Raw genomic sequence first — 25,849 nt, forward strand, 5'->3', positions numbered from 1 at the left:
CCGCACTCGCCGACCGGGTGACTTGAGCCGTACTGACTCGATTCCGTCTGGGCTCCGGCGGTGCCTCGTGGCAGTATCGAGGCCAATTACCAGCGAGTAACATCTCTGGAGGCCTCGATGGCGCGGGACATTTCGACGGTCGGTGTGGTCGGCCTGGGCACCATGGGGGCCGGCATCGCCGAAGTGCTCGCCCGCAGCGGGCTCGACGTCGTCACGGTCGAAGTCGACGAAGCCGGCATCGCCCGCGGCCGCGGTCACCTCGAGCACTCGACCGAACGGGCGCTCTCCGGCGGCAAGCTGGACGCCCCCGGGCGGGAGGCCCTGCTGGGGCGGATCCGGTACGGCACGTCCTTGTCGGATCTGTCCGAAGTGGACCTGGTGATCGAGGCGATCCCGGAGAGTCTCGAGCTGAAGGCCGAAGTCTTCGCCGAGCTGGACAAGATCACCCGGCCCGAAGTGGTCTTCGCGTCCAACACGTCGTCGCTGTCGATCACCGAGATCGGCGTGCACACCGCGCGGCCCGGCAAGGTCGTCGGCATGCACTTCTTCAACCCGGCGCCGGTGCAGAAGCTCGTCGAGATCGTCAAGACCGTGGTGACCGAGCCGGACGTGGTCGCCGAGGTCGTCGAGTTCTCCGAGCGGCTCGGCAAGGTGCCGGTGGTGATCGGCGACCGGGCCGGCTTCATCGCCAACGCACTGCTGTTCGGCTACCTCAACCACGCGGTGCGGATGTACGAGCAGCGCTACGCCACCCGAGAGGACCTCGACGCCGCGATGCGCTTCGGCTGCGGCTACCCGATGGGCCCGCTCGCGCTGCTCGACCTGATCGGGCTGGACACCGCGAACGAAATCCTCGACACGATGTACCACCAGTCCCGCAACCGCCTGCACGCGCCCGCGCCGCTGCTCAAGCAGATGATCACGGCGGGCCTGCTGGGCCGCAAGACCGGCCGGGGCTTCTACACCTACGACGCCCCGGACTCGCCCAACGTGGTCACGTCCGGCGTCGTGTCCACAGCGGACAGCGTTCCGCCGCGCCCGGTGGCGAGGGTCGGCGTGGTCGGGACGGGCACGATGGCCACCGGCATCGCGGAGGTGTTCGCCAAGCGCGGCCTCGACGTCGTGCTGCGCGCCCGGAGCCTGGAGAAGGCGCAGGCGTCGGTGGCGCGCGTCAAGAAGTCGCTCGACAAGGCCGTGGTCAAGGGCAAGCTGTCCGAAGAGGACGCCGCGGTGGCGCTGGCCCGGATCACCCCGGTCACCGACTTCGAGGCGCTGGCCGACGTCGACCTGGTCGTCGAGGCGGTGGCCGAGGAGCTGGCGGTCAAGCAGGCGGTGTTCTCGGCGCTGGACGAGGTGGTCCGCCCCGGCGCTGTGCTGGCCACGACGACGTCCTCGCTGCCGGTGATCGAGTGCGCGGCCGCGACGTCCCGGCCGTCCGATGTGGTCGGTCTCCACTTCTTCAACCCGGCCCCGGTGATGAAGCTGGTCGAGGTGGTCTCGACGATCGCGACCGCCCCGGACGTGGTGGCGACGGCGAGCGCGGTCTGCGCCGCGGTCGGCAAGCACGCGGTGCACTGCGGCGACCGCGCGGGTTTCATCGTCAACGCGTTGCTGTTCCCGTACTTGAACGACGCGGTGAAGATGCTGGAGGCCCACTACGCGGGCGCGGACGACATCGACACGGCCATGAAGGTCGGCTGCGGCCTGCCGATGGGCCCGTTCGAACTGCTGGACGTCGTCGGCCTCGACGTCTCCCTGGCCATCCAGCGGACGCTCTACAACGAGTTCCGCGAGGAGGGCTTCGCGCCGGCGCCGCTGCTGGAGCACCTCGTGACGGCCGGCCGGCTGGGGCGGAAGACCGGGAAGGGCTTCAAGGACTACTGATCAGCGCTCGGCCACCTCGCCGAGGACGGGCTTGACGTCGAGCACCGGCGTGCCGTCGATCGCTTCCAGGCCGGTGACGGTGAGCGTGCTGCCCTCGACCGCCGTCACCGTCACCGTGTGGAGGCCGATCGGGTTCGGGCGGTCCGGTGAGCGCGTCGAAAACACGCCCTGCAACGGGCGGGCCGGATCGCTGCGCGGGTGGACCGCCTGGACGTCGCGGTCCGCTTCGTGCAGCCACGTCAACAGGACCAGGCGGTCGCCCGGGCGGAGATCGGCCGCCGCCGGGGCGAATTCCGGTTCGAACACCACCCGGGACGGTGGCGCGCCCTCGTCACCCTGCTTCGGAGCCGACGCGCGGTCCGCCAGGGATGACTCGATGCGCGCCACCGGACGCACCTGGTAACCCGTCACTGGTAATAGCCCTCGACCGGCACGCGGGCCTCGTCGAACAGGGCGGGACCCTCCATCTTGTGCCGGCCCCACGTGAGCGGCGGCCGCAGCGTGAGGAACTGCTCCGTCGACAACGCGTAGACGACGCGGCCGAGCCCGGACCGCTCGATCGCCCCGGTGCACATGCCGCACGGCTGCGTGCTGGTGAACATCGTCGTGGCCGCCGCGGTTTCCGGGTCCAGGTTCTGCGCCGCCCAGCGGGCCAGCTTCAGTTCCGGGTGGGCCGTGATGTCGTTGTCGGTCAACGAGGTGTTGCGGTCCTCGACCAGGACCTTCCCGTCGGCGTCGGCCAGCAGGGAGCCGAACGGCGGGTTGCCGTGCTCCTCGCGCGCCTCGCGGGCGAGTTCGATCGCCCGCCGCAGCAGGGCTTCTTCGGTGTCCTTCACAGGTTCTCCCTCCAGGATGCGGCCACCGCCGCGAGATCCCGCCACGCCACCTCCGGGCGCAGCGTTTCGGCCGGGTCCGAGTCGAACGGGTCGAGCACGACGGTGTCCGCCCCCATCGCCCGCAATTGCGCCAGGTCGTCGACGACCTGCTCGAGCGTGCCTTCCCCGGCACGCCGGCCCGGCCCGGTCACCGGCGCCGCCGTCACCCGCAACAGGATCCGCGGCGCGAAGGCGGGCACCGGCCTGTCCCCGGCCAGCTTTTCCAGACGCCCCAGCGTTTCCCGGAACCCGGCCATCGTCAGCCGCAGCGGGTGCCACGCGTCGCCGAGCTCGATCGCCCGCCGCAGCCCGGCGTCGCTGTGCCCGCCGAGCCACAGCGGGATCGACCCCGCGCGGTAGTCGTCCGTGTCGGCCCACGCGGCACGGATCGCCCGCAGGTGCTCGGTGGTGAGCTTGCCGCGCTGTTCGAACGGCACGCCCAGCGCGTCGAACTCCTGCTTCGCCCAGCCGATCCCGGCGCCGAGCACCAGCCGGCCGCCGCCGCTGAGCTCGTCGAGGTTCGCCGCCATCCGCGCCACCAGCAGGGGATGCCGGTACGGCACCACGAGCACCGTGGTGCCCAGCCGCACCCGCTGCGTCACCCCGGCCAGCCACGACAGCGTCGTGAACGGCTCGTAGAACGGCGCCGGGTACTGGCCGGCGACGTCCGGCGTGATGGCGACGTGGTCGGACACCATCAGCAGGTCGTAGCCGAGGCCTTCGACCGTCTGCGCCCAGGCGCGCAGGACACCCGGGTTCGTGCCGGGCCCGAAATTGGGGACGTTCACGCCGATCTTCACCCGGAAAGGCTATCGACGTTTTGCCCGAATCCGGAAGGGAACGATCACGGCGTTCGGCCCGTTCCGCCGTGGATCCCACGGTATGTTCGGCGGATGACCGAGAGTCTCGATCCGACGGACTGGGCCATCCTGGCCGAGCTCCAGCGCGACGCCCGGCTGCCGCTCACCGAGCTCGGCCGCCGCGTGAACCTCAGCGCGTCCGCGGCGACCGAACGGCTCCGGCGGCTCGAGACCGCCGGCGTGATCAGCGGCTACCGCGCGGAAATCGACCTCGGCAAGGTCGGCTACCCGGTGCTCGCCGTGGTCCGCCTCAAGTACCCGGGCAGCCGCCACGAGCCGTTGCACAAGCTGCTCGGCGAGCGTTCGGAGATCCTCGAATGCCTCCGCACCACCGGCGACGACTGCTACACGCTCAAGATCGCCGCGGCCTCGATGGCCCACCTCGAGCGCACGGTCGACGAGCTGTGCCAGTTCGGCAGCACGACCACGAACCTCGTCTACAGCCAGACCCTGCCCTACCGCGGACCGCGGGAGCCCGCCCGTGACCTCGAGGCCTGAGCGCATCGTCATCGTCGGCGTCACCGGCTCGGGCAAGTCGACGCTCGCGGCCCGGATCGCCGAGCGCGCCGGCCTGCCCTACCACTCCGCGGACGACATCTGCTGGCAGCCGGGCTGGGTCGGCACCCCGGACGAGGAGCAGCACCGCCGGATCGCCGAGGTGTGCGCCCGGGAGCGCTGGGTCCTCGACGCCGGCTACAGCAAGTGGCAGGACGTCGTGCTGCCCCGCGCACAGCTCATCGTGGGCCTCGACTACCCACGCTGGCTTTCGCTGGGCCGCCTGGTGCGCCGGACGTTCGTGCGGGCGGTGACCCGGCAGCGGATCTGCAACGGCAACGTCGAGTCGTTCCGCCAGGTGTTCTCCGCGGACTCGATCATCCGCTGGCACTTCGCGTCGTTCGCGCGCAAGCGGGACCGGATCCGGGCGTGGGCCGCCGAGCCGCCCGGGCCCGCCGTCGTCCGGCTGACGTCCCCGCGCGAGACCCGCCGCTGGCTCGAGACGCTCTGAGCTCAGGCCCCCGGCGGCAGCAGCGGGCCGCCGCTCCAGTGCTGGAACACCAGGTTGGTGTGCACGCGGGCGACCTCGTCACGCGCGGTGAGCTCGTCGAGGACCAGCCGCTGCAGCTCCCCGGCCGAGCTGGTCGCGACGTGCGCGAGGAAGTCGTCCGGCCCGGTCAGGTGGTAGACCGCGCGCACCTCCGGCAGCGAGAGCAGGTGCTCGATGAACGGGTCCACCAGCGGCCGCCGGTGCGGGCGGACCTGGACGAACAGGAACGCCTCCAGCGGACGGCCCAGCTTGGCCGCGTCGACCGACGCGTGCTGCCCGGTGATCACGCCGGTGTCCCGCAGCCGGGCGACGCGATCCAGGCACGTCGACGGCGCGATGCCGACCGCGGCCGCGAGGTCCTTGTTGGTGATCCGGGCATCGTTCTGCAGCAGGCGCAGGATTTCGAGATCGACCGGACTCAATTCGACGGAAGCGGACATCGCCGAATGATATCCGAGAGTGTTGCCCCCGGCCCGGGGAAAGCTCGACCATGCTGCCATGACTTCCTCGCTGCGCACGCGAGCCGTCCACGCCGGCCGTGACGATCTCACGGACCTCGGCGTGCACGCCGCTCCGCTCGACCTGTCCACGACCTACCCGTCCCGCGACAGTGCCGCCGAAGCCGCCCGGATCGACGCCTTCGCCGCGGGCGCCGAACTCGACGGGCCGCCGATCTACGGCCGGGTGGGCAACCCGACCGTCGAGCGGTTCGAGCGGGCGCTCGCCGAGCTGGAGGGGTTCGAACACGGCGTCGCATTCGCCAGTGGCATGGCCGCCGTCTCGGCCTGCCTGCTTTCCGCGGTGGCGCAAGGGAAACGCCACGTCGTCGCGGTGCGCCCGCTCTACGGCTGCAGCGACCACCTGCTCGAGTCCGGGCTGCTCGGCACGGAGGTCACCTGGGCCGCGCCCGACAGTGTCGCCGCCGCACTGAGGCCGGACACCGGGCTGGTGTTCGTCGAGACGCCGGCGAACCCGACCCTGGCCGAGGCCGACATCGCCGAGCTGGCTCGCGTGTGCGGAGAGGTGCCGCTGTTGGTGGACAACACCTTCGCGACGCCGGTGCTCCAGCGCCCGGGCCGCCACGGCGCGCGGATCGTGTTGCACAGCGCGACGAAGTTCCTCGGCGGCCACGGCGACGTGATGGGCGGGATCGTCGCCTGCGACGCGGCGGAGGCCGCCCGGCTGCGGCAGATCCGCTTCGCGACCGGCGGCGTGCTGCACCCGCTCGCCGGATACCTGTTGCTGCGCGGGCTTTCCACGCTGCCCCTGCGCGTCAACGCGGCCTCGGCGACCGCGGCGACCCTGGCGTCACGGCTTGGCGAGCACCCGGCCGTGACCGCCGTCCACTACCCGCGGATCGGTGGGCCGTTGGTGGCGTTCGAGGTCGACGGCGACCCGCACGCCCTGATCGGGGCCGTCCGGCTGATCACGCCGGCCGTCAGCCTGGGCAGCGTCGACACGCTGATCCAGCACCCGGGCTCGATCAGCCACCGGATCGTCGACGAGGGCGACCGCCACGGCGCCGGGGTCTCCGACCAGCTGATCCGGTTGTCCGCCGGCCTCGAGGACGTCGAGGACCTGTGGGCCGACCTGGAGCAGGCGCTGAAGGCGGTCTAACCGCAGCAGCCGCCTCCGCAGCAGCCACCGCCACCGCCGGCCGGGGCCGCGGGACCGCTCGCGGCCCCGGTGAGGGCGACCGTGGTGAGCAGCTTGACGGTGTCGGCGTGGCCCTCCGGGCAGGCCGCCGGCGCGCCGGATTCGCTCATCGGGCGCAGGAGCTCGAACGTCTCGGTGCACTCGCGGCAGCGGTAGGCGTAGGTCGGCATGCCGCGATTATCGCCGGAGGCGCCCGGGGATGGGAAGCTGGGCGCGTGCAGCCGCCCTCGCTCGCCGACGTCCCGCACCTCGGCCAGGTCGTCCCGTCCCTGCTCGCCGCGCTCGAGGTGCCCGGTTGCGGGAACGCACTGGCGTTGCCGGAGGCCCGCAGCGCCGGCGTGCTGCTCGTCGACGGGCTCGGCTGGGAGCTGCTCGCCGAGCACGCGGCGGACGCCCCGGTGCTGACCGAGCTCGCCCGCGAATCGCTGCGCGTGGGCTTCCCGTCGACGACGGCCGCCGGGGTGGCCGCGATCGGCACCGGGCTCGCCTCGGGCGAGCACGGGATGGTCGGCTACACCTTCGAAATGCCCGGCACCGGCGTGCTCAACGCGTTGCGCTGGTGCAGTCACGAGGACGGCAGCGACCTGCGGGGCGCCCTCCCGCCCCGCGAGGTGCAGCCGCTGCCGACGACGTTCGAGCGCGCCGCCGCGGCGGGCATCGAAGCGGCCGTGGTGTCGTCGGCCAAGTTCCGCGACACGGCGTTGACCCTGGCCACCCAAAGCGGCGCGCAGTACGCCGGGGTCCACGCGCTGGGCGACCTCGCCGCGCGGACGTTGTCGGTGCTCGGCGGGCGCGCGTTCTGCTACGCCTACCACAGCGAACTCGACCTGCTGGGGCACGTCTACGGCCCCGGTTCGACCGCCTGGCGGATGCAGCTGCGGCAGATCGACCGGCTCGTCGAGTCCCTTGTGGACGGTCTGCCGCCCGGCGCGCTGCTCGCGGTGGTGGCCGACCACGGGATGGTGACCGTCGAGGACAAGCTCGACCTCGAAGACGTCCCGGAGCTGCTGGCCGGCGTCCGGACGTTCGGGGGCGAGGTCCGGGCCCGGCACGTCTACACCGAGCCGGGTGCGGCCGCGGACGTCCTCGCGGCCTGGCGGGCGGTGCTGGGCGAGCGGGCCTGGGTGCGCTCGCGCGAAGAGGCCGTCGCGGAGGGCTGGTTCGGGCACACGGTGAGCGACCGGGTGCTGCCGCGGATCGGCGACGTGGTGGCCGCGGCCCGGGACCGGTTCGGGATGGTGCGGGGGCTCGCGGAGGCCGTCGAGACGTCGCTGGTCGGGCAGCACGGGTCGCTCACCAGCGCCGAACAGCTGGTGCCGCTGGCGTTGGCCCAGGGGTAGGCCGTACCCGGGCGGACGACACGCGTACCTGGAGGGACGACACGCGCGGGTGGGCTCGGGTGTGTCCGGTTCCGAGTGCTTGGGCGTCGACTCGGGTGCCTGGGGGTTGGGTCGGGTGGGTGGCGGTTACCGTTTGGGCGTGCCACGACGCAACCGTCCCGGCCGCCGTTCGGAGGGCGGGCCGCCCGAGCGTGACCTCGGGGCCGCCACCGGGTGGGCGCGGGCCGAGTCCGGGGTGGACGGGGACTGGCTCGTGCGGACCGTGCCCGGGAGCCAGGCCACGAAGGTCTACCGCTGCCCCGGGTGCGACCACGAGATCCGGCCGGGAACGCCGCACCTCGTCGTCTGGCCCGCCGACGAGACCGGGTCGGTCGCCGACCGGCGGCACTGGCACCGGGCCTGCTGGGAAGCTCGGGCCCGGCGGCGGCCGTCCCGCCGGCGGTGAGGTGGCCGGCCGGGTTCACTCTGGAGTTGTCAAACAACGACCGGCGGGTCAGCGCCGGTAGTGCCTCGACATCGCGCCCTCGTACATCTCCTCCGTGTACTCCGCGAAGCCCAGGCGCTCGGCCACCCTGAGCGAGGGCTTGTTCGCGATGCTCACGCTCGCCAGCACCGGCACGGACGGCAGCTCGCGGGCGCACCACGCCAAGACCGCCTGGCCCGCCTCCACCGCGTACCCCTTGCCCCACGCCGACGGGCGGAAGCGGTAGCCGAGGTTGAGGACCTTCTCGCCGTGGAACTCGCGCAACCGCACCCCGCACATTCCGAGGACCTCCGTTCCGCCGCGCTCGAGGACTGCCGGGTAGCCGAAGCCGTGCTCCGACCAGTGCGCCAGCCACTCCGAGAACATCGCCGACGCTCGTGGCACGTCGGGCGGGTCGGGGTGGAAGCGGTTGGTGCGCGGGTCCGTGTGGATGTCGACCATCGCCTGCCTGTCCGCCTCGTGGAGCGGACGCAGCCGGAGCCGGTCGGTTTCGATGTCGGTGAACACATCGGCGAAGCTAGCGAGGGGGTCCGACAAAATGGCGCCCATGACCGAACTGCCGCTGGTCCTCCTCCACGCCTTCCCCTTGGATTCCCGCATGTGGAACGCGGTGCGCGCGCCCCTCGCTTCACACCTTCGGGTGATCACCCCGGACCAGCGCGGGCTCGGCCGCTCGCCGCTGCCTGAGACCGATCGCGAGCCGAGCCTCGAGGACGCCGCGCGGGACGTCGTCGCCCTGCTCGACCGGCTGGACCTCGACCGCGTCGTGCTCGGGGGCTGCTCGATGGGCGGCTACCTCGCCATGGCCGTGCTGCGGCTCGCGCCGGAGCGGGTCGGCGGGCTCGTGCTCATCGACACCAAGGCCACGCCCGACACCCCCGAGGCCGCGCAGACGCGGCTGGACGTCGCCGCCCGCGTCGACCGCGAAGGCACCGAGACGTGGCTCGCCGAGGCGAACCTGCCCAACCTCCTGGCCGGATCGACGCGGGAACAGCGTCCCGAACTCGTCGAGACGGTCCGGGGGATCATCGAATCGCAGCCGCCGTCCGGGATCTCCTGGACCGCGCTGGCGCTGCGGACCCGGCCCGGTTCACTGGACCTGCTGCGGGACTCGGACGTCCCGGCGCTGGTGATCGTCGGCGAAGAGGACCCGATCACCCCGGTCGCGGCGGCGAGCGAGATGGTCGAGGTCATGGACGGCGCGACGCTCGTCGTGCTGCCGGACGCCGGGCACCTGACGCCGCTCGAAGACCCCGCGGGCGTGGTCGAGGCGATCCTCTCCTGGTACCCCGCGACTCACGAGAAGTAGGCGTCGAGCGCCGAGCGGGCCTCGGGCAGCCGGTGCGGAAATCGGATGGCGATGACGAATCGCCACACGACCGAGTACAGCTCGCGTAGCCGCGTACACACGCGAAGCGCCTCTTCGTCCACGGAGCCCGGGTAGGCGGCCAGGAATTCCGGGCCGCCCTGCCGGGCGAGGATGCCGAGGTCCCAGGCGAGCGGCCCGCGCCAGGTGTCCTCGAAGTCCAGCCAGCAAGGACCCGCGGGCGTGGCGATCAGGTTCCCGGGGTGGGCGTCGCCGTGCAGCGGCTGCACGGCGACCTCCGGCAACGCCGCCGCGAGGCGGGCCGCTTCCCCGCGCAACCGGGGGTCCAGGTCGTGGCGGTCGAAGACGCGGCCGAGGTCGTCCAGCGGGCCACGCCGGGGTAGTTCGCCCGGGTACTCCCGCAGCGCCGCGTGCACCTCGGCGAGCGACCGGGCGACGACTTCCGGTGCGTACCGGTGGTCCGGGTCGTGCGGGGTGTGGTGCCAGAGAGTGACCGGCAGCCCGTCGGCGAAATGGGGTCCGGCCGGGGGATCCGTGCTGGGTGAGACGACGCGCACACCACGTTCGGTGAGGAACCGCGACACCGCCACGTCCCGCTCCTGCCAGGCCGGCCCGGTCCGCGCCAGGCGGATGGTGGCGGGCACCCTGGCGACCAGCGGACCCAGTCTCACCAGCACGTTCGAGCGTTCGTGGAGCACTTCGGGATCGTGGGCGGACAGGCCCAGCCGGGCCGTCACGGCGCGGGCCGCGCGCACCGCCGCGCGGGTGTAGTCGTCGGCCACGCCCCGATCTTGCCAGCCGGTGCGCGCGACTGTCGGTAGCGAGGGCTACGATCCCCCTAAGCCGCCGGATCGGGCCTCGTTCGACCCGGTGGCGCGACGATGACCACCACAAGGTTTCAGTGTTGGAGGCAGGAGTGACGGCCGTAGCCCCCAAGCCGATCGCGACGCGCCCGTACCCCGCGCGCGAGTCGGTCAAGGGTTCGTACCTGCTGCGGTTGTTCCGCACGACGGACCACAAGCAGATCGGGATCATGTACCTGGTCACGTCGTTCGCCTTCTTCATGGCGGGCGGCGCGATGGCCATGCTGATCCGCACCGAGCTGGCGCGGCCCGGGCAGCAGTTCCTGTCGCAGGAGCAGTACAACCAGCTCTTCACCATGCACGGCACGGTGATGCTGCTGCTGTACGCGACCCCGATCCTCTTCGGCTTCGCGAACTTCGTCCTGCCGCTGCAGATCGGCTCGCCGGACGTCGCCTTCCCGCGGCTGAACGCGTTCTCGTACTGGCTGTACCTCTTCGGCGGCCTGATCGTGATGTCCGGCTTCCTGACCCCGGGTGGCGCCGCCGACTTCGGCTGGTTCGCCTACACCCCGCTGTCGGACGCCATCCACTCGCCGGGCGTCGGCGCCGACCTCTGGATCTCCGGCCTGGTGATCGGTGGTCTGGGCACCATCCTCGGCGCGGTCAACATGATCACCACCGTGGTCTGCCTGCGCGCGCCGGGCATGACGATGTACCGGATGCCGATCTTCACCTGGAACATCCTGGTCACCAGCATCCTGGTCCTGCTCGCCTTCCCGATCCTGACCGCGGCCCTGATGGGCCTGCTGGCGGACCGGCACCTCGGGGCGCACGTGTTCGACCCCGAAAACGGCGGCGTGATCCTCTGGCAGCACCTGTTCTGGTTCTTCGGCCATCCCGAGGTGTACATCGTCGCGCTGCCGTTCTTCGGCATCGTGTCGGAGATCTTCCCGGTGTTCAGCCGCAAGCCGCTGTTCGGCTACAAGAGCCTGGTCTGGGCGACGCTGGCCATCGCGGCGCTGTCGGTCGCGGTGTGGGCGCACCACATGTACGCCACCGGCGCCGTGCTGCTGCCGTTCTTCTCCTTCATGACGTTCCTGATCGCCGTCCCGACCGGCATCAAGTTCTTCAACTGGATCGGCACGATGTGGAAGGGCCAGCTGTCCTTCGAGACGCCGATGATCTTCTCGATGGGCTTCATCGTCACGTTCCTCTTCGGCGGCCTGACCGGCATCCTGCTGGCCGCGCCGGCGATCGACTTCCACGTGTCGGACAGCTACTTCGTCGTCGCGCACTTCCACTACGTGCTCTACGGCACGATCGTGTTCGCCACCTTCGCCGGCATCTACTTCTGGTTCCCGAAGATCACCGGCCGGATGATGGACGAGAAGCTCGGCAAGTGGCACTTCTGGACCACGTTCATCGGCTTCCACGGCACGTTCCTCGTCCAGCACTGGCTGGGCGCGGAGGGCATGCCCCGCCGGTACGCGGACTACCTGACCAGTGACGGCTTCACCACGCTGAACACGATCTCGACGATCGGCGCGTACATCCTCGGTGCCTCGACGCTGCCGTTCATCTGGAACGTCTTCAAGAGCTACCGGTACGGCGAGATCGTCACGGTGGACGACCCGTGGGGCTACGGCAACTCGCTCGAGTGGGCGACCTCCTGCCCGCCGCCGCGGCACAACTTCACCGAGCTGCCCCGGATCCGCTCCGAGCGGCCGGCGTTCGAGCTGCACTACCCGCACATGATCGAGCGCATCCACTCCGAAGGCGAGATCGGCTTCTTCGGGAAGCAGAAGGTCAACAGCCACGCGGCGCCGTCGCAGCTGCTCACCGAAGCGGTGATCCCGGGAGACCACTCCAAGGACAACGCGAGCGAGCAAGGCGACAAATAGAACCTGAACGAGTGAGCGCGTGCCCGGCTTTTGTGAAGCCGGGCACGCGCTGTACTTATGTCCGGCTCCGGACCGGCAGACTGGCCGGGCAGCGTTGCCGAACGAGGGATGACCAGTGACCCAGACCCCCGTCCTGATCACGACGACCGGCCCCGACAAGCCGGGTGTCTCGTCCGTGCTGTTCGCCGTGCTGACCCGGCACGACGTCGATGTGCTCGACGTCGAGCAGGTGGTCATCCGCGGGCAGCTCGTGCTCGGGGTGCTCGCCGGGGTCTACCGCGACCCGGAGGGGTTGCAGGAGACGGTCGAGCAGGCGATGGCGTCCGTCGGCATGCAGGTCGACGTCAAGATCGGCACGGCGATCGGCGAGGACCCGTTCGCGCTCGGGCGCCGCGATTCGACCCACGTGCTGGTGGTGCTGGGCCGCCCGGTGACCGCGCGGGGCTTCTCCGAGGTCGCCCGCCGGCTGGCGTCGCTGGGGGCCAACATCGACGCGATCCGCAGCGTCGCCGACTACCCGGTGACCGGGCTCGAGCTGTACGTCTCGGTCGACGAAGACACCGCCGAGGCGGACGCCGCGCTGCGCTCCGAGCTCGCCGACGCCGCCGTCCAGGCGGGGGTCGACATCGCCGTGGAGCGGGCGGGCATCATGCGCCGGGCGAAGCGGCTCGTCGTGTTCGACGTCGACTCGACCCTGATCCAGGGCGAGGTCATCGAGATGCTGGGCGCGCACGCCGGGGTCGAGCCGGAGATCCGCGAGATCACCGAAGCGGCCATGCGCGGCGAACTGAACTTCACCGAGTCGCTGGAACGGCGGGTCGCGCTGCTGGCCGGCCTGCCGTCGACGACGATCGACCAGGTCGCCGCGTCGATCGAGCTCACGCCGGGCGCCCGCACCACGATCCGGACGCTCAAGCGGATGGGCTTCCGCGCCGGCGTCGTCTCGGGCGGCTTCATGCAGGTCATCGAGGGCCTGGTCGACGAGCTCGGGCTCGACTTCGCGGTGGCGAACGAGCTCGAGATCGTGGACGGCAAGCTCACCGGGAAGGTCGTCGGCGACGTCGTCGACCGCGCAGGCAAGGCGAAGGTGCTTCGCCGCTTCGCCGCGGAGTACGACATCCCGCTCGAGCAGTGCGTCGCCGTCGGGGACGGCGCCAACGACATCGACATGCTGTCGGCCGCGGGCATGGGGGTCGCGTTCAACGCGAAGCCCGCGCTGCGCGAGGTGGCCGACGCCGCGCTGTCACACCCGTACCTCGACGCCGTGTTGTTCATGCTCGGCCTCACGCGCGGCGAGGTCGAAGCGGCCGACGCCGCCGACGGGCTCGAGCTGATGCGTCCGTGAGCAGCGTTCTCGACCCCCTGGGCGCCCGCTACGCCTTTTGGCTGGGGCTTCCGGCCGAAGACACTTCGGACACCTCCGACGAGCTCCCGGAGGAAGTCCGCGCGATGCCGGTCATCCTGCGCATCGAACGGGCCGAGCCGCCGGGCCGCACGCCGCTGCTGGAAGCGGCGGCCGCGGCGGCGCTGGCCGTGTGCCTCGACGAGCGCGCGCAGCCCGGCGGCGAGTGGGCCGAGCCGATGCACGCGTGGCTCGACAACCGGATCCGGAAGGTCGCGCGGCGGGCGAGGGGCGCGCACTGGGCGGCGGTCCAGGATCTGCCGGGGATCACCGTCGAGGTCGACGGCGCCGAGGCGCGGGCGCTCGTGCCGGGTCTGGTCACCGAAACCCCCAAGGAGGTCGCGCGGCTGCAGATCTCCGGCAGCGAACTGCCGGCGGACGAGCCCGGCCCGCTCCTGGAGGGTGTCCCGCTGCTGCTGCTCAACCCGCACGTGCCGATGACCGTCGGCAAGGGCGCAGCCCAGGTCGGTCACGCGACGATGATCCTCGCCGCGCTGCTGGGCGACGCGGACCGAGCCGCCTGGGCCGCCCAGGGGTTCCGGGTCGCCGTGCGCACGGCGAGTCCGGCGCAGTGGAAGGAACTGCACCCGGGCGACGACCCGGAGGGCGCCTGGCGGCGCGATCGGGTGATCGCCGTGCGGGACGCCGGGTTCACCGAGGTCGACCCCGGCACGATCACGGTTCTCGCCCAGTGGGCGCCGGGAACAAGGGGCTCCCTGAGCCGGTTGGAGCGGGCATGACACTGGAAGTGGAACGCACCGGCGAGCACGCGTTCGTCGGGCGGAACGAGCGGGGTGCCGAGGTCCGGATCGGCCGCAAGGGCGCCGAAGGGGCGTTCTCGCCCGCCGAACTGCTGCAGATCGCGGCGGCGGGCTGCAGCGCGGTGACGGCCGAAGAGCTGATCACGCGGCGGATCGGCGAGGACGCGAAGTTCCGGGTCGGTGTCTCGGCCGATCGGCGTGAAGGCGCTTCGGAGCTGGACGCCGTGCACGTCGCGTTCGATGTCGACGTGTCGACTCTGACGGCGGATCAGCGGGACGCGCTGGCCGGTGCCGTGGACCGCGCGATCGACCGGCTCTGCACGGTGAGCCGGACGCTCAAGAAGGGGATCCCGGTGACGGAGACCTTCCCGCAGGTCTAGTTCTGGCCGGATTCCCAGACGACGTAGGCCTGGTCGGCGTCGGTCGTCATGGCCTCGATGAACTTCTCGTTGTCGAAGCCCGGAAGGGCCTGCAGGCGCTCGATGAGCGCGTCGGCCGCCGGGTCGCCGCTCGGGACTGCGGTGCCCTTGCCGTCGGTGCCCACCAGCATGAAGAAGACGTCCTCGTTCCACGGGCCGTCGGGGATGACCCGCACCATCACCGACGACAGGCCGGCCCACGTGACAGCTTCTTCGCTGCCGTCCGCGAGCCGCCGCCGCACGCCGGTGTCGTCGACGCTGACGGTCCGGGACTGGGCGCTGGACGAATCCTGGGTCAACCGGTGCTCCCTTGTTGCTTCGGTGGCTTCACCGTACCGGGCGCGGCTGTGGACCGCGTCACGCGGGCGCGGCTGCGTCCAGCCGGCGCAGCGCCTCCCGCACCACTTTCGGATCCATCGTGGGCCAGAACGGCGGCAGCGACGCCCGCAGGAAGCCGCCGTACCGGGCGTTCGCCAGCCGCGAATCCAGGACCGCCACCACCCCGCGGTCGCTGACCGCCCGGTGCAGCCGCCCGGTGCCCTGCGCCAGCAGCAAAGCGGCGTGCGTGGCCGCCACGGTCAGGAACCCGTTGCCGCCGCGGGCTTCCACCGCGCGCTGGCGGGCCGAGGACACCGGGTCGTCCGGGCGCGGGAACGGGATCCGGTCGACCACCACCAGCTGCAGCGACGGCCCGGGCACGTCCACCCCCTGCCACAGCGAGAGCGTGCCGAACAGGCACGTGCGGACGTCCTCGGAGAACTTCTGGACCAGCAGGGAGGTCGCGTCGTCGCCCTGGCACAGGATCGGGAAGTCCAGCCGCTCGCGCATCTCCTCGGTGGCCTGCTTGGCCGCGCGCATCGACGAGAACAGCCCGAGCGTGCGCCCGCCCGCCGCCTCGATCAGCTCGGCCAGCTCGTCCATTGTGGACGATGTCAGGCCGTCCCGGCCCGGTGGCGGCAGGTGCTTGGCCAGGTACAGGATGCCGTTACGCCGGTGGTCGAACGGCGAGCCGACGTCCAGGCCGGTCCACTTCGGGCCCGACTCGTCCGACGGCGCTTCCTTCTCCGTCGCCGCGCCCGGGGCCTGCTCCACGCGGGCCGCGCCCGGCGGGAGACCCCACTGCCGCGCCATCGTGTCGAACGTGCCGCCCAGGGTCAGCGTCGCCGACGTGAGGATCGTCGTGTGCTGGTTGAACACGCGCTCGCGCAGCAGGCCGGCGACACCGAGCGGCGCCACCTTCAGCGCCGGTGGCCGCGGGTTCGACGAATACTTGTCGCCGGAGAGCCAGACGACGTCGCGCTGGTGCGCCTGGTCCTCGTCGAACGCCTCCAGCAGCCGGACCGCGGTGTCGTGCACCTCGTCGAGCAGCGACCGCGCCAGCTTGCGCGCGGTGGCCCCCTCGACGTCCTCCTTGCGATCGCTGCCCAGCGCCGTGATGCACGCGTGCGCGGCGTCGCGGACCGCCGGGATCGCGCCCTTCAACGGCCGCGGGAGCTCATCCATCCGGCCCGCGGGCAGGTCGTCGACGATCAGCGCCAGCCCGTCACCCGCTTCCAGCAGGCGATCCGCGACGTCGGCGTCGATGAGCTTGCCGCAGCGGCGCGCGGCCGACGCGCACATCGCGCTGGTCAGCTCGCCGGTGGCGACCGAGGTGACCCGGTCGACCAGGTCGTGGGCCTCGTCGATGATCACCACGTCGTGGTCCGGCAGGACCTGGTAGCCCTGCAGCGCGTCGATCGCCAGCAGGGCGTGGTTGGTGACGATGACGTCGGCGCGGCCGGCCTCGGCGCGGGCGCGCTCGGCGAAGCAGTCCGTGCCGATCGGGCAGCGCGAAGCGCCGAGACATTCCTTCGCCGTCACCGAAACCTGGCGCCACGCCTGGTCGGAGACGCCGGGGACGAGCTCGTCGCGGTCGCCGGTTTCGGTGTCCGAGGCCCACTCCCGCAGCCGGGTGACCTCCTTGCCCAGCCGGGACACCGCGAACGGGTCGAAGAGCTGGGCGTCCTCCGGCTCGTCCGGCGCGCCGGAATCCAGCCGGTGCAGGCACATGTAGTTGCGGCGGCCCTTGAGGATGGCGAAGGTCGGCTCGCGGCCGAGCGGCTTCTTCAGCGCCTTCGCCAGGCGTGGCAGGTCACGGTCGACGAGCTGGCGCTGCAAAGCGATCGTCGCCGTGGAGACCACGACCGTCGCTTCCTTTTCGACGGCGTGGCGGATCGCGGGCACGAGGTAGGCCAGTGACTTGCCGGTGCCGGTGCCGGCCTGCACGGCCAGGTGCTCACCGGTGCGGATGGCGCGGCCGACGGCATCGGCCATCTGGACCTGCCCTGGACGTTCGGCACCGCCGACGGACTCCACCGCGTGGGTGAGGAGTTCGAGGACGCCGGGGAAATCGGTTCGGGCGGGCACAGCGACACATTAGCCGCCACCACCGACAGAGATCGGTGCTCCGTCGCGAACGGGCCACTCGCGTCGCGGGACCTCCCGTCGGGGGAGGCCCCGCGGCGAGTGTCAGTCCTGGTTGCGGCCGGAGACCAGCTTCCAGGTCAGCGGCAGCAGGCCGGCGGCCACGACGATCTTGATCGCGTCCCCGATCAGGAACGGCGTGACGCCCTTGGCGAACGCCGTCGACAGGTCGAAGCCGGTCGAGGCCATCAGCCACGGCACGCCGAATGCGTAGATGACCAGGTTGCCGAGCACCATGGTGCCCGCGGTGCGCACCGGCGTCCGGTCGCCGCCGCGGCCGGCGAGCGCGCCGACCAGGGCACCGGCGAAGACGAACCCGACGATGTAGCCGGCGCTCGCGCCGGACAGGCCCGAGGTGCCGTGCTGGAACCAGGGCACGCCCACGGCGCCGACCAGCAGGTACACCAGCATCGAAGCGGCGCCGCGCGACATGCCGAGCGACGCGCCGACGAGCAGCGCGGCGAACGTCTGGCCGGTCATCGGCACCGGGCTGCCCGGCACCGGAATCGTCAGCTGCGCGGCGGCGCCGGTGAGCACGGCACCGCCGGCGACCAGCGCGATGTCCCGCACGAGCGAACCGGGCACGAGGTCGGCCAGCACGGGCCGCTTGCCGGCGAAGGACAGCGAAGACACGAAACCTCCCGAGGTGAACAGGCGACGCCCGAGGTTAACGCTCGTTACCGTCCCGTGGACCCGCCGAGTTGCGTTCCTCACCGGCCACTCGTCCGGGTGGACCCGATCAGGGCGGGCGCCGGACCGGCCGATGACGAAGGGCACAGCTGCGATCTGTCACGGGACCGAGGAGGCCGGAGCATGCGGAACGCCAGGAAGAGGACATATCGGTTGCTGGCGGTGACGACGCTGGCCGTTCCGCTCCTCGGCGCGGCGGCCCCCGTGACGTCCACCGGATGGGCGTCGTCCGGCTCGGTGGACGTGACGATCGACAACGAGCACGTCGTCACCGGTGAACTGGCCAAGTGCACCGTCGACGGCCCGTACAAGGGCTGGACGCAGGGAGGGGCCACGGGCGACATCGCCGTGTTCGGGGCCGGGGACACCGGGTGCGGGCGGTCCGGCGAGGTGGCGATCGCCCAGGCGGCCGGGCGCCGCTTCAAGGCGACCCTGCTGAAGCGCTACGGCGGCCCGGAGCTGACCGTCCGGACGTTCTCGGCGAAGTGCGCGACGACCGCGACCGGCAGCCTCGGCGAGGTGGCGGTCGGCGCCGTCGAGGGCGTCACCGTGCCGGAGGAGATCCCGCCGAACTACCGGATCGTCATCCCGGGCGGGGCCGCCGGCACCGCGCTGGCGACGGTCGTGCTCAACGAGACCGTGACGCCCCAGCCGCCGGACGGCAGCCTGGTGACGCACGCGGTGCACATCAAGCTCTTCCCGCAGGGTGGCCCGGCCAGCGGCGACCTCTACCTGGGCACGGCCGCCTGCGACCCCTTCGGCAAGAACTAGCGCCCCAATGTGGCGTTCGGTGCGTTGGACGCACCGAACGCCACATTGGGTGCGTTCAACGCAACCAACGCCACATTGGGGCGCTTGGGGCCGGGTCAGGCGGTGGTGAAGCGGGAAGCCGCGGCGACGAACTCGCCCGCGCGGGTGGCCAGGTCCGGCAGGCTGCCGCCGGGGGTCAGCGCGTCGCCCAGCAACGGCGTCGCCGCGGCGACCGCGATCGCGCCCGCCCGCAGGTAGCCCTCGACGTCGGCCAGGTGGACGCCGCCGGTCGGCACCAGCGGGACGTCCGGCAGCGGCGCCCGCACCGCGCGCAGGTACGCGACCCCGCCGACGGCCGCGACCGGGAACACCTTGACCGCCGCCGCGCCGAGCCGCCAGGCCTGGTCGATCTCCGTCGGCGTCAGCGCGCCGCAGATCACCGGCGTGTCGAGGGCCGCGGCGCGCTCGAGGACCGCGGGGTTGACCGTCGGCGTGATCAGGTACGCGGCACCGGCGTCGACCGCGACGTCCACATCGGACGGCTCGCGGACGCTGCCCGCGCCGATCAGCGCGTCTTCGCCGAGCGCCAGGCGCAGCGCGGTGATGGCCGCGGGCGCGCCCGGCGTCGTCAGCGTCGCTTCGAGCAGGCGGACGCCCGCCGCGTGCAGCACCATCGCCGCGTCGGCGAACCGGGAAGCGTCCGAAGCACGCAGGATCGCGACGAGCCGGTGTTCCGCCAGCGCGGCCTGCAGCTCCTTCACGCGGCCGGGCCGACGGCGGCGGAGCCGGTGTAGGTGACGCCCGCCTCGTCGAAGTCCTTCAGCGTCGCGTCGACCGTGGGCTGCGAGCCGCCGACGGTCAGGTCCAGCAGCACGCGCACGCCGAAGCCGGCCTTCTTCGCGTCGAGGGCCGTCGCGCGGACGCAGAAGTCCGTCGCGATGCCGACGACGTCGACGTCGGTGACGTTGTGCTCGCGCAGCCAGGCTTCCAGGGACTTCCCGTCGCGGGCCGAGCCTTCGAAGCCGGAGTACGCGGCGCTGTACTCGCCCTTGGAGAACACCTCGCCGATCGGGACGACGTCGAGCGCGGCGTGGAACGACGCGCCCGCGGTGCCGGCGACGCAGTGCACCGGCCAGCTGTCCTTGAAGTCCGGCGTCTCGCTGAAGTGGTCGCCCGGATCGATGTGGTTGTCGCGGGTGGCCACGACGTGGCTGTACCCGCCCTCGGCGGCTTGCTTCGAGATGGCGGCGGCCGCGGCGGCCCCGCCCGGCAGGCCGAGTGAGCCCCCTTCGCAGAAGTCGTTCTGCACGTCCACCACGATCAGCGCGGTACCCATCGGTCGAACTCCCTCTCAGAGAAACAGCGTCGGGATGGCGGGCTCGCCGTGCGAGAGCTTGAGGCCTTCCCACGGCAAGCTGACCAGGCCGCGGCGCAGCCGCTGCCTCGCGTCGTCGAGCGTAGGCAGGTCCGGCTCCGGGCGGCCACCGCGGATCAGGGGGATCTGCAGCGGCCGGTCGTTCGCCTCGGGCTCGGGCGCGCTCGAACCGGACGCCCAGACGACTTCCTCGACCGCCGTGCCGGTGCCGCGGTGGCGCCGCAGCGCGGACTTGCGGCCGCCGCGGGACTCCTTGTGCGCGCTGCGCTTGGCGACCGGCCTGCCGTCCACCTCGACCAGCTTGTAGACCATGCCGGCGGTCGGCGCGCCGGACCCGGTGACCACCGAGGTGCCGACGCCGTACGCGTCCACCGGCTCCGCGCGCAGCGCCGCGATGGCGTGCTCGTCGAGGTCGCCGGACACGACGATCCGGGTGTCCTTGGCGCCCAGGGAGTCCAGCTGCTCGCGGGCGCGGCGAGCGAGCGGGCCGACGTCGCCGGAGTCGATCCGGATCGCGCCGAGCTCCGGCCCGGCGACGCGGACCGCCGTCTCGATGCCCGCGGTGATGTCGTAGGTGTCGACCAGCAGCGTCGTGTCCGCGCCCATCTTGCTCACCTGGGCGCGGAAGGCGGCTTCCTCGCTGTCGTGCAGCAGCATGAAGGCGTGCGCGACGGTGCCGCGGGTCGGGATGCCGTAGCGGCGCCCGGCTTCCAGGTTCGACGTCGTCGCGAACCCGGCCAGGTAGGCGGCGCGCGCGGCCGCGACGGCGGCGTACTCGTGCGTGCGGCGGCCGCCCATCTCGATGATCGGACGGCCGTGCGCGGCGCCGGACATCCGGGCCGCGGCCGACGCGATGGCGCTGTCGTGGTTGAGGATCGACAGCACCAGCGTCTCCAGCAGCACGCATTCGCCGAACGAACCGGTGACGGTGAGGATCGGTGAGCCCGGGAAGTACAGCTCGCCCTCGGGGTAGCCGTCGATGTCGCCGGAGAACTCGTAGTCGGCCAGCCAGGCGAGCGTCGCGTCGTCGACGACCGCGGTGGCCTCCAGCTGCGCCAGTTCGGCGTCGGTGAACCGGAAGTCCGCGATCGCGTCGAGCACCCGGGCGGTGCCCGCGACGACGCCGTAGCGCCGCCCGTCCGGCAGCCTCCTGGCGAAGACCTCGAACACGCAGGGCCGCCGGGCGGTCCCGTCGGCGAGCGCGCTGCCCAGCATGGTCAGCTCGTAGTGGTCGGTGAGCAGCGCAGTGCTGGCCGTGACCGGCTCCGGTGAACCCATGGGGTAAGCCTATTCACCCACATGGCCGGACCTGGCGCGGCGTACCCGGTGACCTCCGTGACACCATGGGGTGCATGTCCACGCCTGTCGCATCCGAACAGACGCAGGTCGAACCGGCCGGTGCCGAGGTCGCCGAGTCGGACACACCGTGGCGGACCGTGGTGTGGAACGACCCGGTCAACCTGATGTCGTACGTGACGTACGTCTTCCAGAAGCTGTTCGGCTACAGCCGGGACCACGCCACCAAGCTGATGCTGGACGTGCACCACAAGGGCAAGGCGATCGTCTCGTCCGGCAGCAAGGAGAAGGTGGAGACGGACGTGGCGAAACTCCACGCGGCGGGCCTCTGGGCCACCATGGAGCAGCCCTCGTGAACGGTTGGCGGCGCAAGGGCGCGGTGATCCACGCGGGGTTCGAGCAGCAGGAGGCGGCCGTGTTGCGCGGGCTGGTCAGCCAGCTCGAGGACATGCTCACCGCGCGCGCCGAGGAGGCGCCCCAGGACGAGCTCGCCGAGCTCACCGGCATCCGGACCGGGCCGACGGAGTCCCCGGACGACCCGGTGCTTTCGCGGCTGCTCCCGGACTTCCACAAGCTCGACCCGGACAACCCGTCCCGCGAGGACATCGACTCGGTCGCGGCGATGCGCTCGCTGCACGAGCCGGAGCTGCTCGACATCAAGGTCGGCGTGGCCAAGATCGTGCTCGACACGCTGCCCCGCGACGGCGGCCACGTCCGGCTGACCGAGGAGCAGGCCGACGCCTGGCTGGGCGCGCTCAACGACGTCCGGCTGGCGCTCGGCACCGCGCTCGACGTCACCGAGGACATGCCGGACGAGCTGCCCGAGGACGACCCGCGGGCGCCGCACCTCGGCGTCTACCACTGGCTGACCTGGGTGCAGGAGACGCTGATCCAGGCGTTGACCGGATGATCACCGACGTGCCGGGTGTCGTGGTCGGGCACCACGAGCGGGTCGGCGACGGCTGGGCCACCGGGACGACGGTGGTGCTGGTGCCCGAGGGCGCGGTCGGCGCGGTGGACCAGCGCGGCGGCGCGCCGGGCACGCGGGAGACGAACCTCCTGGAGCCGGAGAACCTGGTCCAGCGGGTCAACGCGGTGTGCCTCTCGGGCGGCTCGGCGTACGGCCTCGCCGCGGCCGACGGCGTGATGCGGTGGCTTTCCGAGCGCAACCTGGGCTTTCCGGTGGGCGCGCAGCCGCACGAGGTGGTGCCGATCGTGCCCGCGGCCGTGCTGTTCGACCTGCCGCGGAGCGAGTGGGGCAACCGGCCTGACGCGTCCTTCGGGTATGCGGCCTGCGACGTCGCTTCGGCCTCTTTCGCGCAGGGGACGGTCGGCGCGGGCGCGGGGGCGGCCGTCGGGTCGCTGAAGGGCGGGATCGGGTCGGCGAGCGAAGTCGTGGGCGAGTTCACGGTCGGGGCGCTGGCGGCGGTGAACGCGGCCGGCGAGGCGGTGGACCTGTCGACCGGCCGGGCGTACGCGGCCGACCACGGCGACTTCGGCGTGACGTGGCCTTCGCGTCCTGCCGACCTGCCGTCCCGGCGGACGGACCTCAACACGACGATCGGCGTGGTCGCGGTCGACGCGGCGCTGTCGAAGGCCGAAGCGCGGCGGCTCGCGGTCGCGGCGCAGGACGGGCTGGCGCGCGCGGTGCGGCCGGCGCACACGATGTTCGACGGCGACACGGTGTTCGCGCTGGCCACGGGGGCGCACGAGCTGCCGGACGCGAGCGGCCCGTTCGGCGCGGCGGCCCGGCCGGCGGCGCTGGACGCCCTGTGTTCGGCGGCGGCGCGGGTGTTCGCGCGGGCGATGGTGCACGGCCTTCTGGCGGCGACCACGGCGGGTGGCGTGCCGGCCTACCGGGACGTCTGGCCGGAGGCCTTCGCCTGAAACGCGCTGGTGAGGGCTGTATCTCATCATCTGGACGTGACTTGTCCACCCCCTAAGATGGCGGTGTGCTCCGGATCCGCCGTGAACTCGTCGACGAGATCGTCGCCCACGCCCGTCGTGACCACCCCGACGAGGCGTGCGGGGTGATCGCCGGGCCCGAAGGCTCGGATTCCCCCGAGCGGTTCATCCCCATGCTGAACGCGGCCCGGTCGCCGACGTTCTACGAGTTCGACTCCGGTGACCTGCTGAAGCTCTACCGCGAGATGGCCGCGAACGACGAGGTGCCGGTGGTCATCTACCACTCGCACACCGCGACCGAGGCCTACCCGTCGCGGACCGACGCGAACATCGCCGCCGAGCCGGACGCGCACTACGTGCTCGTCTCCACCCGCGACCCCGAAGTGCACGAGTTCCGGTCGTACCGGATCGTGGACGCCGAGATCACCGAGGAGCCGGTCGAGATCGTCGACTGAGCCCTCGGAATAAACCGCCGCGCCACCGGCGTCTGCGTGTAAGAACCCACCGGAGGTAAGAACCCATGGCCGTGACCGTCTCCATCCCGACGATCCTGCGCACCCACACCGGCGGCGAGAAGTCCGTCGAGGCGAAGGGCGCGACCGTCCTCGAGGTCATCGACGACGTCGAGGCCCGGCACGCCGGCATCAAGGCGCGCCTGGTCAAGGAGGAGAAGCTGCACCGCTTCATCAACGTCTACGTCAACGACGAGGACGTGCGCTTCGCCGGCGGGCTCGAGGCCGAGGTCAAGGACGGCGACACCCTGACCATCCTCCCCGCCGTGGCCGGTGGCTGATCGATGGCTCGCTTCGAGTCCCTGCTCGACGCGCTCGGCGGCACCCCGCTGGTCGGGCTGCCCCGGCTCTCCCCGACGCACGACGTGCGCCTGTGGGCGAAGCTGGAGGACCGCAACCCGACCGGCTCGATCAAGGACCGGCCCGCGCTGGCCATGATCGAAGCCGCCGAGCGTGAAGGCAAGCTCCGGCGCGGCTCCACGATCCTGGAGCCGACGTCGGGCAACACCGGCATCTCGCTGGCCATGGCCGCCAAGCTCAAGGGCTACGGGCTGGTCTGCGTGATGCCGGAGAACACCTCCACCGAGCGCAAGCAGCTGCTGCAGGCCTACGGCGCCCGGATCGTCTTCTCGCCGGCCGCGGGCGGCTCGAACGAGGCTGTCCGGCGGGCGAAGGAGCTGGCCGAGGCGAACCCGGACTGGGTGATGCTCTATCAGTACGGCAACCCGGCCAACGCCGACGCGCACTACCGCGGCACCGGCCCGGAGCTGCTCAAGGACCTGCCGACGCTGACGCACTTCGTCGGTGGCCTCGGCACGACCGGCACGCTAGTCGGCGTCGGCCGCTACCTGCACGAGGCGAAGCCGGACGTCCAGATCATCGCGGCCGAGCCCCGCTACGGCGAACTGGTGTACGGCCTGCGCAACCTCGACGAGGGGTTCGTGCCGGAGCTGTACGACGCTTCGGTGCTCAACGGGCGCTACTCCGTGGGGGCGTACGACGCGTTGCGGCGCACCCGGGAGCTGCTGGAGCACGAAGGCATCTTCGCGGGCATCTCGACGGGCGCGGTGCTGCACGCGGCGCTGGCCGTGGCCGAGAAGGCCGCGGCCCGGGGCGAGCAGGCGGACGTCGCGTTCGTCGTTGCCGACGCCGGGTGGAAGTACCTGTCCACCGGGGCTTACGCCGGGTCGCTCGACGAGGCCGCCGAACGGCTCGACGGGCAGCTCTGGGCCTGAGTCACTCCCGCTGCCAGAGTTCGGGGAGGGCGAGGTCGACGCCGTCGGCCTCGGCCAGCCGCTCGAAGGTCGCCATCGTCGCGCCGAAGTCGTCGAAGAGCTGGGGCAGCAGCTTGAGCGGCTTGGACAGCGGGCGCCAGAAGGCGTCCCAGTGGAAGCGGGCGCCAGAAGGCGTCCCAGTGGATCGGGCGGACGACGCGGGCACCGAGCGCGCCGACGGTCTCCCGCCAGTACCGCTCGCGCCACTCTTCGGTTTGCTTGCCGGCCGCTCCGGCGCCCAGGTAGACGATGTCCGCCCGGTAGCCGGCCAGCGCGCCCGGGACGAAGTTCGCCGACGCGTGGACCAGCACGTTCCCCGCCGGGTGCGCGATGTGGAACGAGTAGCACCGCCCGGTCTTGAACGCCTTCGCCCTGGCCGGCAGCCGGACCGGCTCGGTGATCTCGCCCGGCACCCGGTCGCCGGCGCTGTGGGCGGCGTCGACCGGCGTCACGGTGAAGGCACCGAACTCGACGGGCCTGCCCGGCACCAGTTCCGCGAACGGCTCCTCGGCCAGGCCGTACCCCTCCTGGACCTTCCGGGTCGACGGCGAGCCGGCGAGCGTGGCGCCGGTCAGCTCGGCGACGACCGGGGCGTCCAGCACGTGGTCGACGTGGGAATGCGCGACCAGGACCGCATCCAGCGCCGTGACACCGAGGCGCCGCAGGGCCGCCTCGATCCGGGCGCGGTCCGGCGCCACGCGCGTCGCCATCTTCAGCAGGGACGGCCGCGAGAAGAAGCCGTCGACCAGGACGGCCGAGCTGCCGTCGGTGACCAGGACGTTCGCCACTCCGGCGAACGCCGTGCGCAGTGGGGGCATGCTGGACAT

General features: G+C 72.0%; 32 protein-coding genes. 18 read left to right on the plus strand and 14 right to left on the minus strand.

Translation table 11 applies throughout. The features are described 5' to 3' along the window. The first annotated feature begins 117 nt into the window (after positions 1-117). Positions 118-1,884 (plus strand): 3-hydroxyacyl-CoA dehydrogenase family protein, encoded by a 1,767-nt coding sequence (locus tag ACWEF6_RS20795; protein WP_449684459.1) that lies wholly within the window; start codon positions 118-120, stop codon positions 1,882-1,884. Here ACWEF6_RS20795 and tsaA read toward each other — a convergent pair whose 3' ends face one another. From tsaA to ACWEF6_RS20810, 3 genes are read right to left on the minus strand one after another with little or no spacing between them, the layout of a single operon-like run. Beyond that, a complete protein-coding gene (gene tsaA, locus ACWEF6_RS20800; protein WP_449684495.1) occupies positions 1,885-2,280 on the minus strand; it encodes a tRNA (N6-threonylcarbamoyladenosine(37)-N6)-methyltransferase TrmO in 396 nt (131 codons plus the stop codon). A gap of 11 nt (positions 2,281-2,291) precedes the next feature. After that, complete coding sequence (locus tag ACWEF6_RS20805; protein ID WP_449684460.1) at positions 2,292-2,720, minus strand: nucleoside deaminase; 429 nt, start codon at positions 2,718-2,720, stop codon at positions 2,292-2,294. Next, positions 2,717-3,559 (minus strand): LLM class flavin-dependent oxidoreductase, encoded by an 843-nt coding sequence (locus ACWEF6_RS20810; RefSeq protein WP_449684461.1) that lies wholly within the window; start codon positions 3,557-3,559, stop codon positions 2,717-2,719. The genes ACWEF6_RS20805 and ACWEF6_RS20810 overlap by 4 nt, the downstream gene beginning before the upstream one ends. Before the next feature lie 93 nt (positions 3,560-3,652). Here ACWEF6_RS20810 and ACWEF6_RS20815 point away from each other — a divergent pair, with 93 nt between their 5' ends. Beyond that, positions 3,653-4,117: an Lrp/AsnC family transcriptional regulator gene (locus tag ACWEF6_RS20815; RefSeq protein WP_449684462.1), complete on the plus strand. Its 465-nt coding sequence runs from the start codon at positions 3,653-3,655 to the stop codon at positions 4,115-4,117. Next, a complete protein-coding gene (locus ACWEF6_RS20820; RefSeq protein WP_449684463.1) occupies positions 4,101-4,625 on the plus strand; it encodes an AAA family ATPase in 525 nt (174 codons plus the stop codon). The genes ACWEF6_RS20815 and ACWEF6_RS20820 overlap by 17 nt, the downstream gene beginning before the upstream one ends. Positions 4,626-4,627: 2 nt before the next feature. On the opposite strand, the gene ACWEF6_RS20825 is transcribed toward ACWEF6_RS20820, so the two are convergent. Next, a complete protein-coding gene (locus tag ACWEF6_RS20825; RefSeq protein ID WP_086840754.1) occupies positions 4,628-5,104 on the minus strand; it encodes an Lrp/AsnC family transcriptional regulator in 477 nt (158 codons plus the stop codon). A 58-nt stretch (positions 5,105-5,162) separates the two neighbouring features. On the opposite strand from ACWEF6_RS20825, the gene ACWEF6_RS20830 reads away from it, so the two are divergent. Then, positions 5,163-6,281, plus strand: coding sequence for a trans-sulfuration enzyme family protein (locus tag ACWEF6_RS20830; RefSeq protein ID WP_449684464.1), 1,119 nt, complete (start codon positions 5,163-5,165; stop codon positions 6,279-6,281). On the opposite strand, the gene ACWEF6_RS20835 is transcribed toward ACWEF6_RS20830, so the two are convergent. Continuing rightward, positions 6,278-6,490 carry an FmdB family zinc ribbon protein gene (locus ACWEF6_RS20835; protein WP_020640946.1) on the minus strand — a complete coding sequence of 71 codons (213 nt, stop codon included), beginning with the start codon at positions 6,488-6,490 and terminating at the stop codon, positions 6,278-6,280. The genes ACWEF6_RS20830 and ACWEF6_RS20835 overlap by 4 nt on opposite strands. Before the next feature lie 45 nt (positions 6,491-6,535). Between ACWEF6_RS20835 and ACWEF6_RS20840 the strand changes: the two genes are divergently transcribed. Both ACWEF6_RS20840 and ACWEF6_RS20845 read left to right on the plus strand, forming a co-directional pair. Further along, positions 6,536-7,660 carry an alkaline phosphatase family protein gene (locus tag ACWEF6_RS20840; RefSeq protein ID WP_449684465.1) on the plus strand — a complete coding sequence of 375 codons (1,125 nt, stop codon included), beginning with the start codon at positions 6,536-6,538 and terminating at the stop codon, positions 7,658-7,660. 139 nt (positions 7,661-7,799) lie between these two features. Next, a complete protein-coding gene (locus ACWEF6_RS20845; protein ID WP_449684466.1) occupies positions 7,800-8,105 on the plus strand; it encodes a hypothetical protein in 306 nt (101 codons plus the stop codon). Between the two features lie 48 nt (positions 8,106-8,153). Here ACWEF6_RS20845 and ACWEF6_RS20850 read toward each other — a convergent pair whose 3' ends face one another. Beyond that, positions 8,154-8,693 (minus strand): GNAT family N-acetyltransferase, encoded by a 540-nt coding sequence (locus ACWEF6_RS20850; protein WP_449684467.1) that lies wholly within the window; start codon positions 8,691-8,693, stop codon positions 8,154-8,156. On the opposite strand from ACWEF6_RS20850, the gene ACWEF6_RS20855 reads away from it, so the two are divergent. Next, on the plus strand, positions 8,692-9,453 hold the full coding sequence (locus ACWEF6_RS20855) for an alpha/beta fold hydrolase (protein WP_449684468.1): 762 nt from the start codon (positions 8,692-8,694) through the stop codon (positions 9,451-9,453). The genes ACWEF6_RS20850 and ACWEF6_RS20855 overlap by 2 nt on opposite strands. Here ACWEF6_RS20855 and ACWEF6_RS20860 read toward each other — a convergent pair. Further along, positions 9,441-10,253, minus strand: a complete 813-nt coding sequence (locus ACWEF6_RS20860) for a phosphotransferase (RefSeq protein ID WP_449684469.1) — start codon at positions 10,251-10,253, stop codon at positions 9,441-9,443. The two genes, ACWEF6_RS20855 and ACWEF6_RS20860, sit on opposite strands and share 13 nt — an antisense overlap. Positions 10,254-10,387: 134 nt before the next feature. Between ACWEF6_RS20860 and ctaD the strand changes: the two genes are divergently transcribed. The 4 genes from ctaD (at position 10,388) to ACWEF6_RS20880 (ending at position 14,718) form a co-directional block, all read left to right on the plus strand. Then, positions 10,388-12,175, plus strand: a complete 1,788-nt coding sequence (gene ctaD, locus ACWEF6_RS20865) for an aa3-type cytochrome oxidase subunit I (protein WP_449684470.1) — start codon at positions 10,388-10,390, stop codon at positions 12,173-12,175. A 115-nt stretch (positions 12,176-12,290) separates the two neighbouring features. Further along, positions 12,291-13,520: a phosphoserine phosphatase SerB gene (gene serB, locus ACWEF6_RS20870; RefSeq protein WP_449684471.1), complete on the plus strand. Its 1,230-nt coding sequence runs from the start codon at positions 12,291-12,293 to the stop codon at positions 13,518-13,520. After that, on the plus strand, positions 13,517-14,317 hold the full coding sequence (locus ACWEF6_RS20875; RefSeq protein ID WP_449684472.1) for a peptidyl-tRNA hydrolase: 801 nt from the start codon (positions 13,517-13,519) through the stop codon (positions 14,315-14,317). The genes serB and ACWEF6_RS20875 overlap by 4 nt, the downstream gene beginning before the upstream one ends. Beyond that, positions 14,314-14,718, plus strand: coding sequence for an OsmC family protein (locus tag ACWEF6_RS20880; RefSeq protein ID WP_449684473.1), 405 nt, complete (start codon positions 14,314-14,316; stop codon positions 14,716-14,718). The genes ACWEF6_RS20875 and ACWEF6_RS20880 overlap by 4 nt, the downstream gene beginning before the upstream one ends. Here the strand turns inward: ACWEF6_RS20880 and ACWEF6_RS20885 are convergent. The 3 genes from ACWEF6_RS20885 to ACWEF6_RS20895 form a co-directional block, all read right to left on the minus strand. Next, positions 14,715-15,056: a hypothetical protein gene (locus ACWEF6_RS20885; protein ID WP_013229471.1), complete on the minus strand. Its 342-nt coding sequence runs from the start codon at positions 15,054-15,056 to the stop codon at positions 14,715-14,717. The genes ACWEF6_RS20880 and ACWEF6_RS20885 overlap by 4 nt on opposite strands. A gap of 58 nt (positions 15,057-15,114) precedes the next feature. After that, on the minus strand, positions 15,115-17,163 hold the full coding sequence (locus ACWEF6_RS20890; protein ID WP_449684474.1) for an ATP-dependent DNA helicase: 2,049 nt from the start codon (positions 17,161-17,163) through the stop codon (positions 15,115-15,117). Between the two features lie 102 nt (positions 17,164-17,265). Next, complete coding sequence (locus ACWEF6_RS20895; RefSeq protein WP_364588669.1) at positions 17,266-17,853, minus strand: biotin transporter BioY; 588 nt, start codon at positions 17,851-17,853, stop codon at positions 17,266-17,268. Positions 17,854-18,063: 210 nt separating this feature from the next. On the opposite strand from ACWEF6_RS20895, the gene ACWEF6_RS20900 reads away from it, so the two are divergent. Next, entirely contained in the window at positions 18,064-18,681 is a 618-nt protein-coding gene (locus ACWEF6_RS20900) for a choice-of-anchor P family protein (protein ID WP_449684496.1), read from the plus strand. Positions 18,682-18,776: 95 nt separating this feature from the next. Here the strand turns inward: ACWEF6_RS20900 and ACWEF6_RS20905 are convergent, their stop codons facing one another. Genes ACWEF6_RS20905 through ACWEF6_RS20915 form a run of 3 tightly spaced genes read right to left on the minus strand, consistent with a single transcriptional unit; the run spans position 18,777 to position 21,313 of the window. Further along, the gene (locus ACWEF6_RS20905) at positions 18,777-19,421 is read right to left on the minus strand and encodes a bifunctional 4-hydroxy-2-oxoglutarate aldolase/2-dehydro-3-deoxy-phosphogluconate aldolase (protein ID WP_449684475.1); all 645 of its coding nucleotides are present in this window, start codon (positions 19,419-19,421) and stop codon (positions 18,777-18,779) included. Next, positions 19,418-19,996: an isochorismatase family protein gene (locus ACWEF6_RS20910; protein WP_449684476.1), complete on the minus strand. Its 579-nt coding sequence runs from the start codon at positions 19,994-19,996 to the stop codon at positions 19,418-19,420. Before ACWEF6_RS20910 ends, ACWEF6_RS20905 begins: the two co-directional genes overlap by 4 nt. 15 nt (positions 19,997-20,011) lie before the next feature. After that, positions 20,012-21,313, minus strand: coding sequence for a nicotinate phosphoribosyltransferase (locus ACWEF6_RS20915; protein WP_449684477.1), 1,302 nt, complete (start codon positions 21,311-21,313; stop codon positions 20,012-20,014). A 74-nt stretch (positions 21,314-21,387) separates the two neighbouring features. Here ACWEF6_RS20915 and clpS point away from each other — a divergent pair, with 74 nt between their 5' ends. From clpS to ACWEF6_RS20945, 6 genes are all read left to right on the plus strand, one after another. Further along, positions 21,388-21,687 (plus strand): ATP-dependent Clp protease adapter ClpS, encoded by a 300-nt coding sequence (gene clpS, locus ACWEF6_RS20920; RefSeq protein WP_004560461.1) that lies wholly within the window; start codon positions 21,388-21,390, stop codon positions 21,685-21,687. Beyond that, the gene (locus ACWEF6_RS20925) at positions 21,684-22,241 is read left to right on the plus strand and encodes a DUF2017 domain-containing protein (RefSeq protein WP_043776746.1); all 558 of its coding nucleotides are present in this window, start codon (positions 21,684-21,686) and stop codon (positions 22,239-22,241) included. The genes clpS and ACWEF6_RS20925 overlap by 4 nt, the downstream gene beginning before the upstream one ends. Continuing rightward, positions 22,238-23,218: a P1 family peptidase gene (locus tag ACWEF6_RS20930; protein WP_449684478.1), complete on the plus strand. Its 981-nt coding sequence runs from the start codon at positions 22,238-22,240 to the stop codon at positions 23,216-23,218. Before ACWEF6_RS20925 ends, ACWEF6_RS20930 begins: the two co-directional genes overlap by 4 nt. A gap of 65 nt (positions 23,219-23,283) precedes the next feature. After that, positions 23,284-23,691 carry a Mov34/MPN/PAD-1 family protein gene (locus ACWEF6_RS20935; RefSeq protein ID WP_043776741.1) on the plus strand — a complete coding sequence of 136 codons (408 nt, stop codon included), beginning with the start codon at positions 23,284-23,286 and terminating at the stop codon, positions 23,689-23,691. Between the two features lie 65 nt (positions 23,692-23,756). Then, on the plus strand, positions 23,757-24,029 hold the full coding sequence (locus ACWEF6_RS20940; protein ID WP_004559268.1) for a MoaD/ThiS family protein: 273 nt from the start codon (positions 23,757-23,759) through the stop codon (positions 24,027-24,029). Positions 24,030-24,032: 3 nt separating this feature from the next. After that, positions 24,033-24,983, plus strand: coding sequence for a PLP-dependent cysteine synthase family protein (locus tag ACWEF6_RS20945; RefSeq protein WP_176175261.1), 951 nt, complete (start codon positions 24,033-24,035; stop codon positions 24,981-24,983). Here the strand turns inward: ACWEF6_RS20945 and ACWEF6_RS20950 are convergent. Further along, entirely contained in the window at positions 24,926-25,840 is a 915-nt protein-coding gene (locus tag ACWEF6_RS20950; protein ID WP_449684479.1) for an MBL fold metallo-hydrolase, read from the minus strand. The two genes, ACWEF6_RS20945 and ACWEF6_RS20950, sit on opposite strands and share 58 nt — an antisense overlap. Positions 25,841-25,849: the final 9 nt, after the last annotated feature.

Source organism: Amycolatopsis sp. NPDC004772 (genome assembly GCF_053601215.1).

Bases quoted from the DNA above. Each gene is read 5' to 3' on its own strand.
- ACWEF6_RS20945 (WP_176175261.1), top strand. From the start codon at position 24,033: ATGGCTCGCTTCGAGTCCCTGCTCGACGCGCTCGGCGGCACCCCGCTG.
- ACWEF6_RS20940 (WP_004559268.1), top strand. From the start codon at position 23,757: ATGGCCGTGACCGTCTCCATCCCGACGATCCTGCGCACCCACACCGGC.
- ACWEF6_RS20855 (WP_449684468.1), top strand. From the start codon at position 8,692: ATGACCGAACTGCCGCTGGTCCTCCTCCACGCCTTCCCCTTGGATTCC.
- ACWEF6_RS20825 (WP_086840754.1), bottom strand. From the start codon at position 5,104: ATGTCCGCTTCCGTCGAATTGAGTCCGGTCGATCTCGAAATCCTGCGC.
- clpS (WP_004560461.1), top strand. From the start codon at position 21,388: ATGTCCACGCCTGTCGCATCCGAACAGACGCAGGTCGAACCGGCCGGT.
- ACWEF6_RS20795 (WP_449684459.1), top strand. From the start codon at position 118: ATGGCGCGGGACATTTCGACGGTCGGTGTGGTCGGCCTGGGCACCATG.
- ACWEF6_RS20950 (WP_449684479.1), bottom strand. From the start codon at position 25,840: ATGCCCCCACTGCGCACGGCGTTCGCCGGAGTGGCGAACGTCCTGGTC.
- ACWEF6_RS20880 (WP_449684473.1), top strand. From the start codon at position 14,314: ATGACACTGGAAGTGGAACGCACCGGCGAGCACGCGTTCGTCGGGCGG.
- ACWEF6_RS20835 (WP_020640946.1), bottom strand. From the start codon at position 6,490: ATGCCGACCTACGCCTACCGCTGCCGCGAGTGCACCGAGACGTTCGAG.
- ACWEF6_RS20915 (WP_449684477.1), bottom strand. From the start codon at position 21,313: ATGGGTTCACCGGAGCCGGTCACGGCCAGCACTGCGCTGCTCACCGAC.
- ACWEF6_RS20930 (WP_449684478.1), top strand. From the start codon at position 22,238: ATGATCACCGACGTGCCGGGTGTCGTGGTCGGGCACCACGAGCGGGTC.
- ACWEF6_RS20830 (WP_449684464.1), top strand. From the start codon at position 5,163: ATGACTTCCTCGCTGCGCACGCGAGCCGTCCACGCCGGCCGTGACGAT.
- ACWEF6_RS20910 (WP_449684476.1), bottom strand. From the start codon at position 19,996: ATGGGTACCGCGCTGATCGTGGTGGACGTGCAGAACGACTTCTGCGAA.
- ACWEF6_RS20850 (WP_449684467.1), bottom strand. From the start codon at position 8,693: ATGGGCGCCATTTTGTCGGACCCCCTCGCTAGCTTCGCCGATGTGTTC.
- ACWEF6_RS20815 (WP_449684462.1), top strand. From the start codon at position 3,653: ATGACCGAGAGTCTCGATCCGACGGACTGGGCCATCCTGGCCGAGCTC.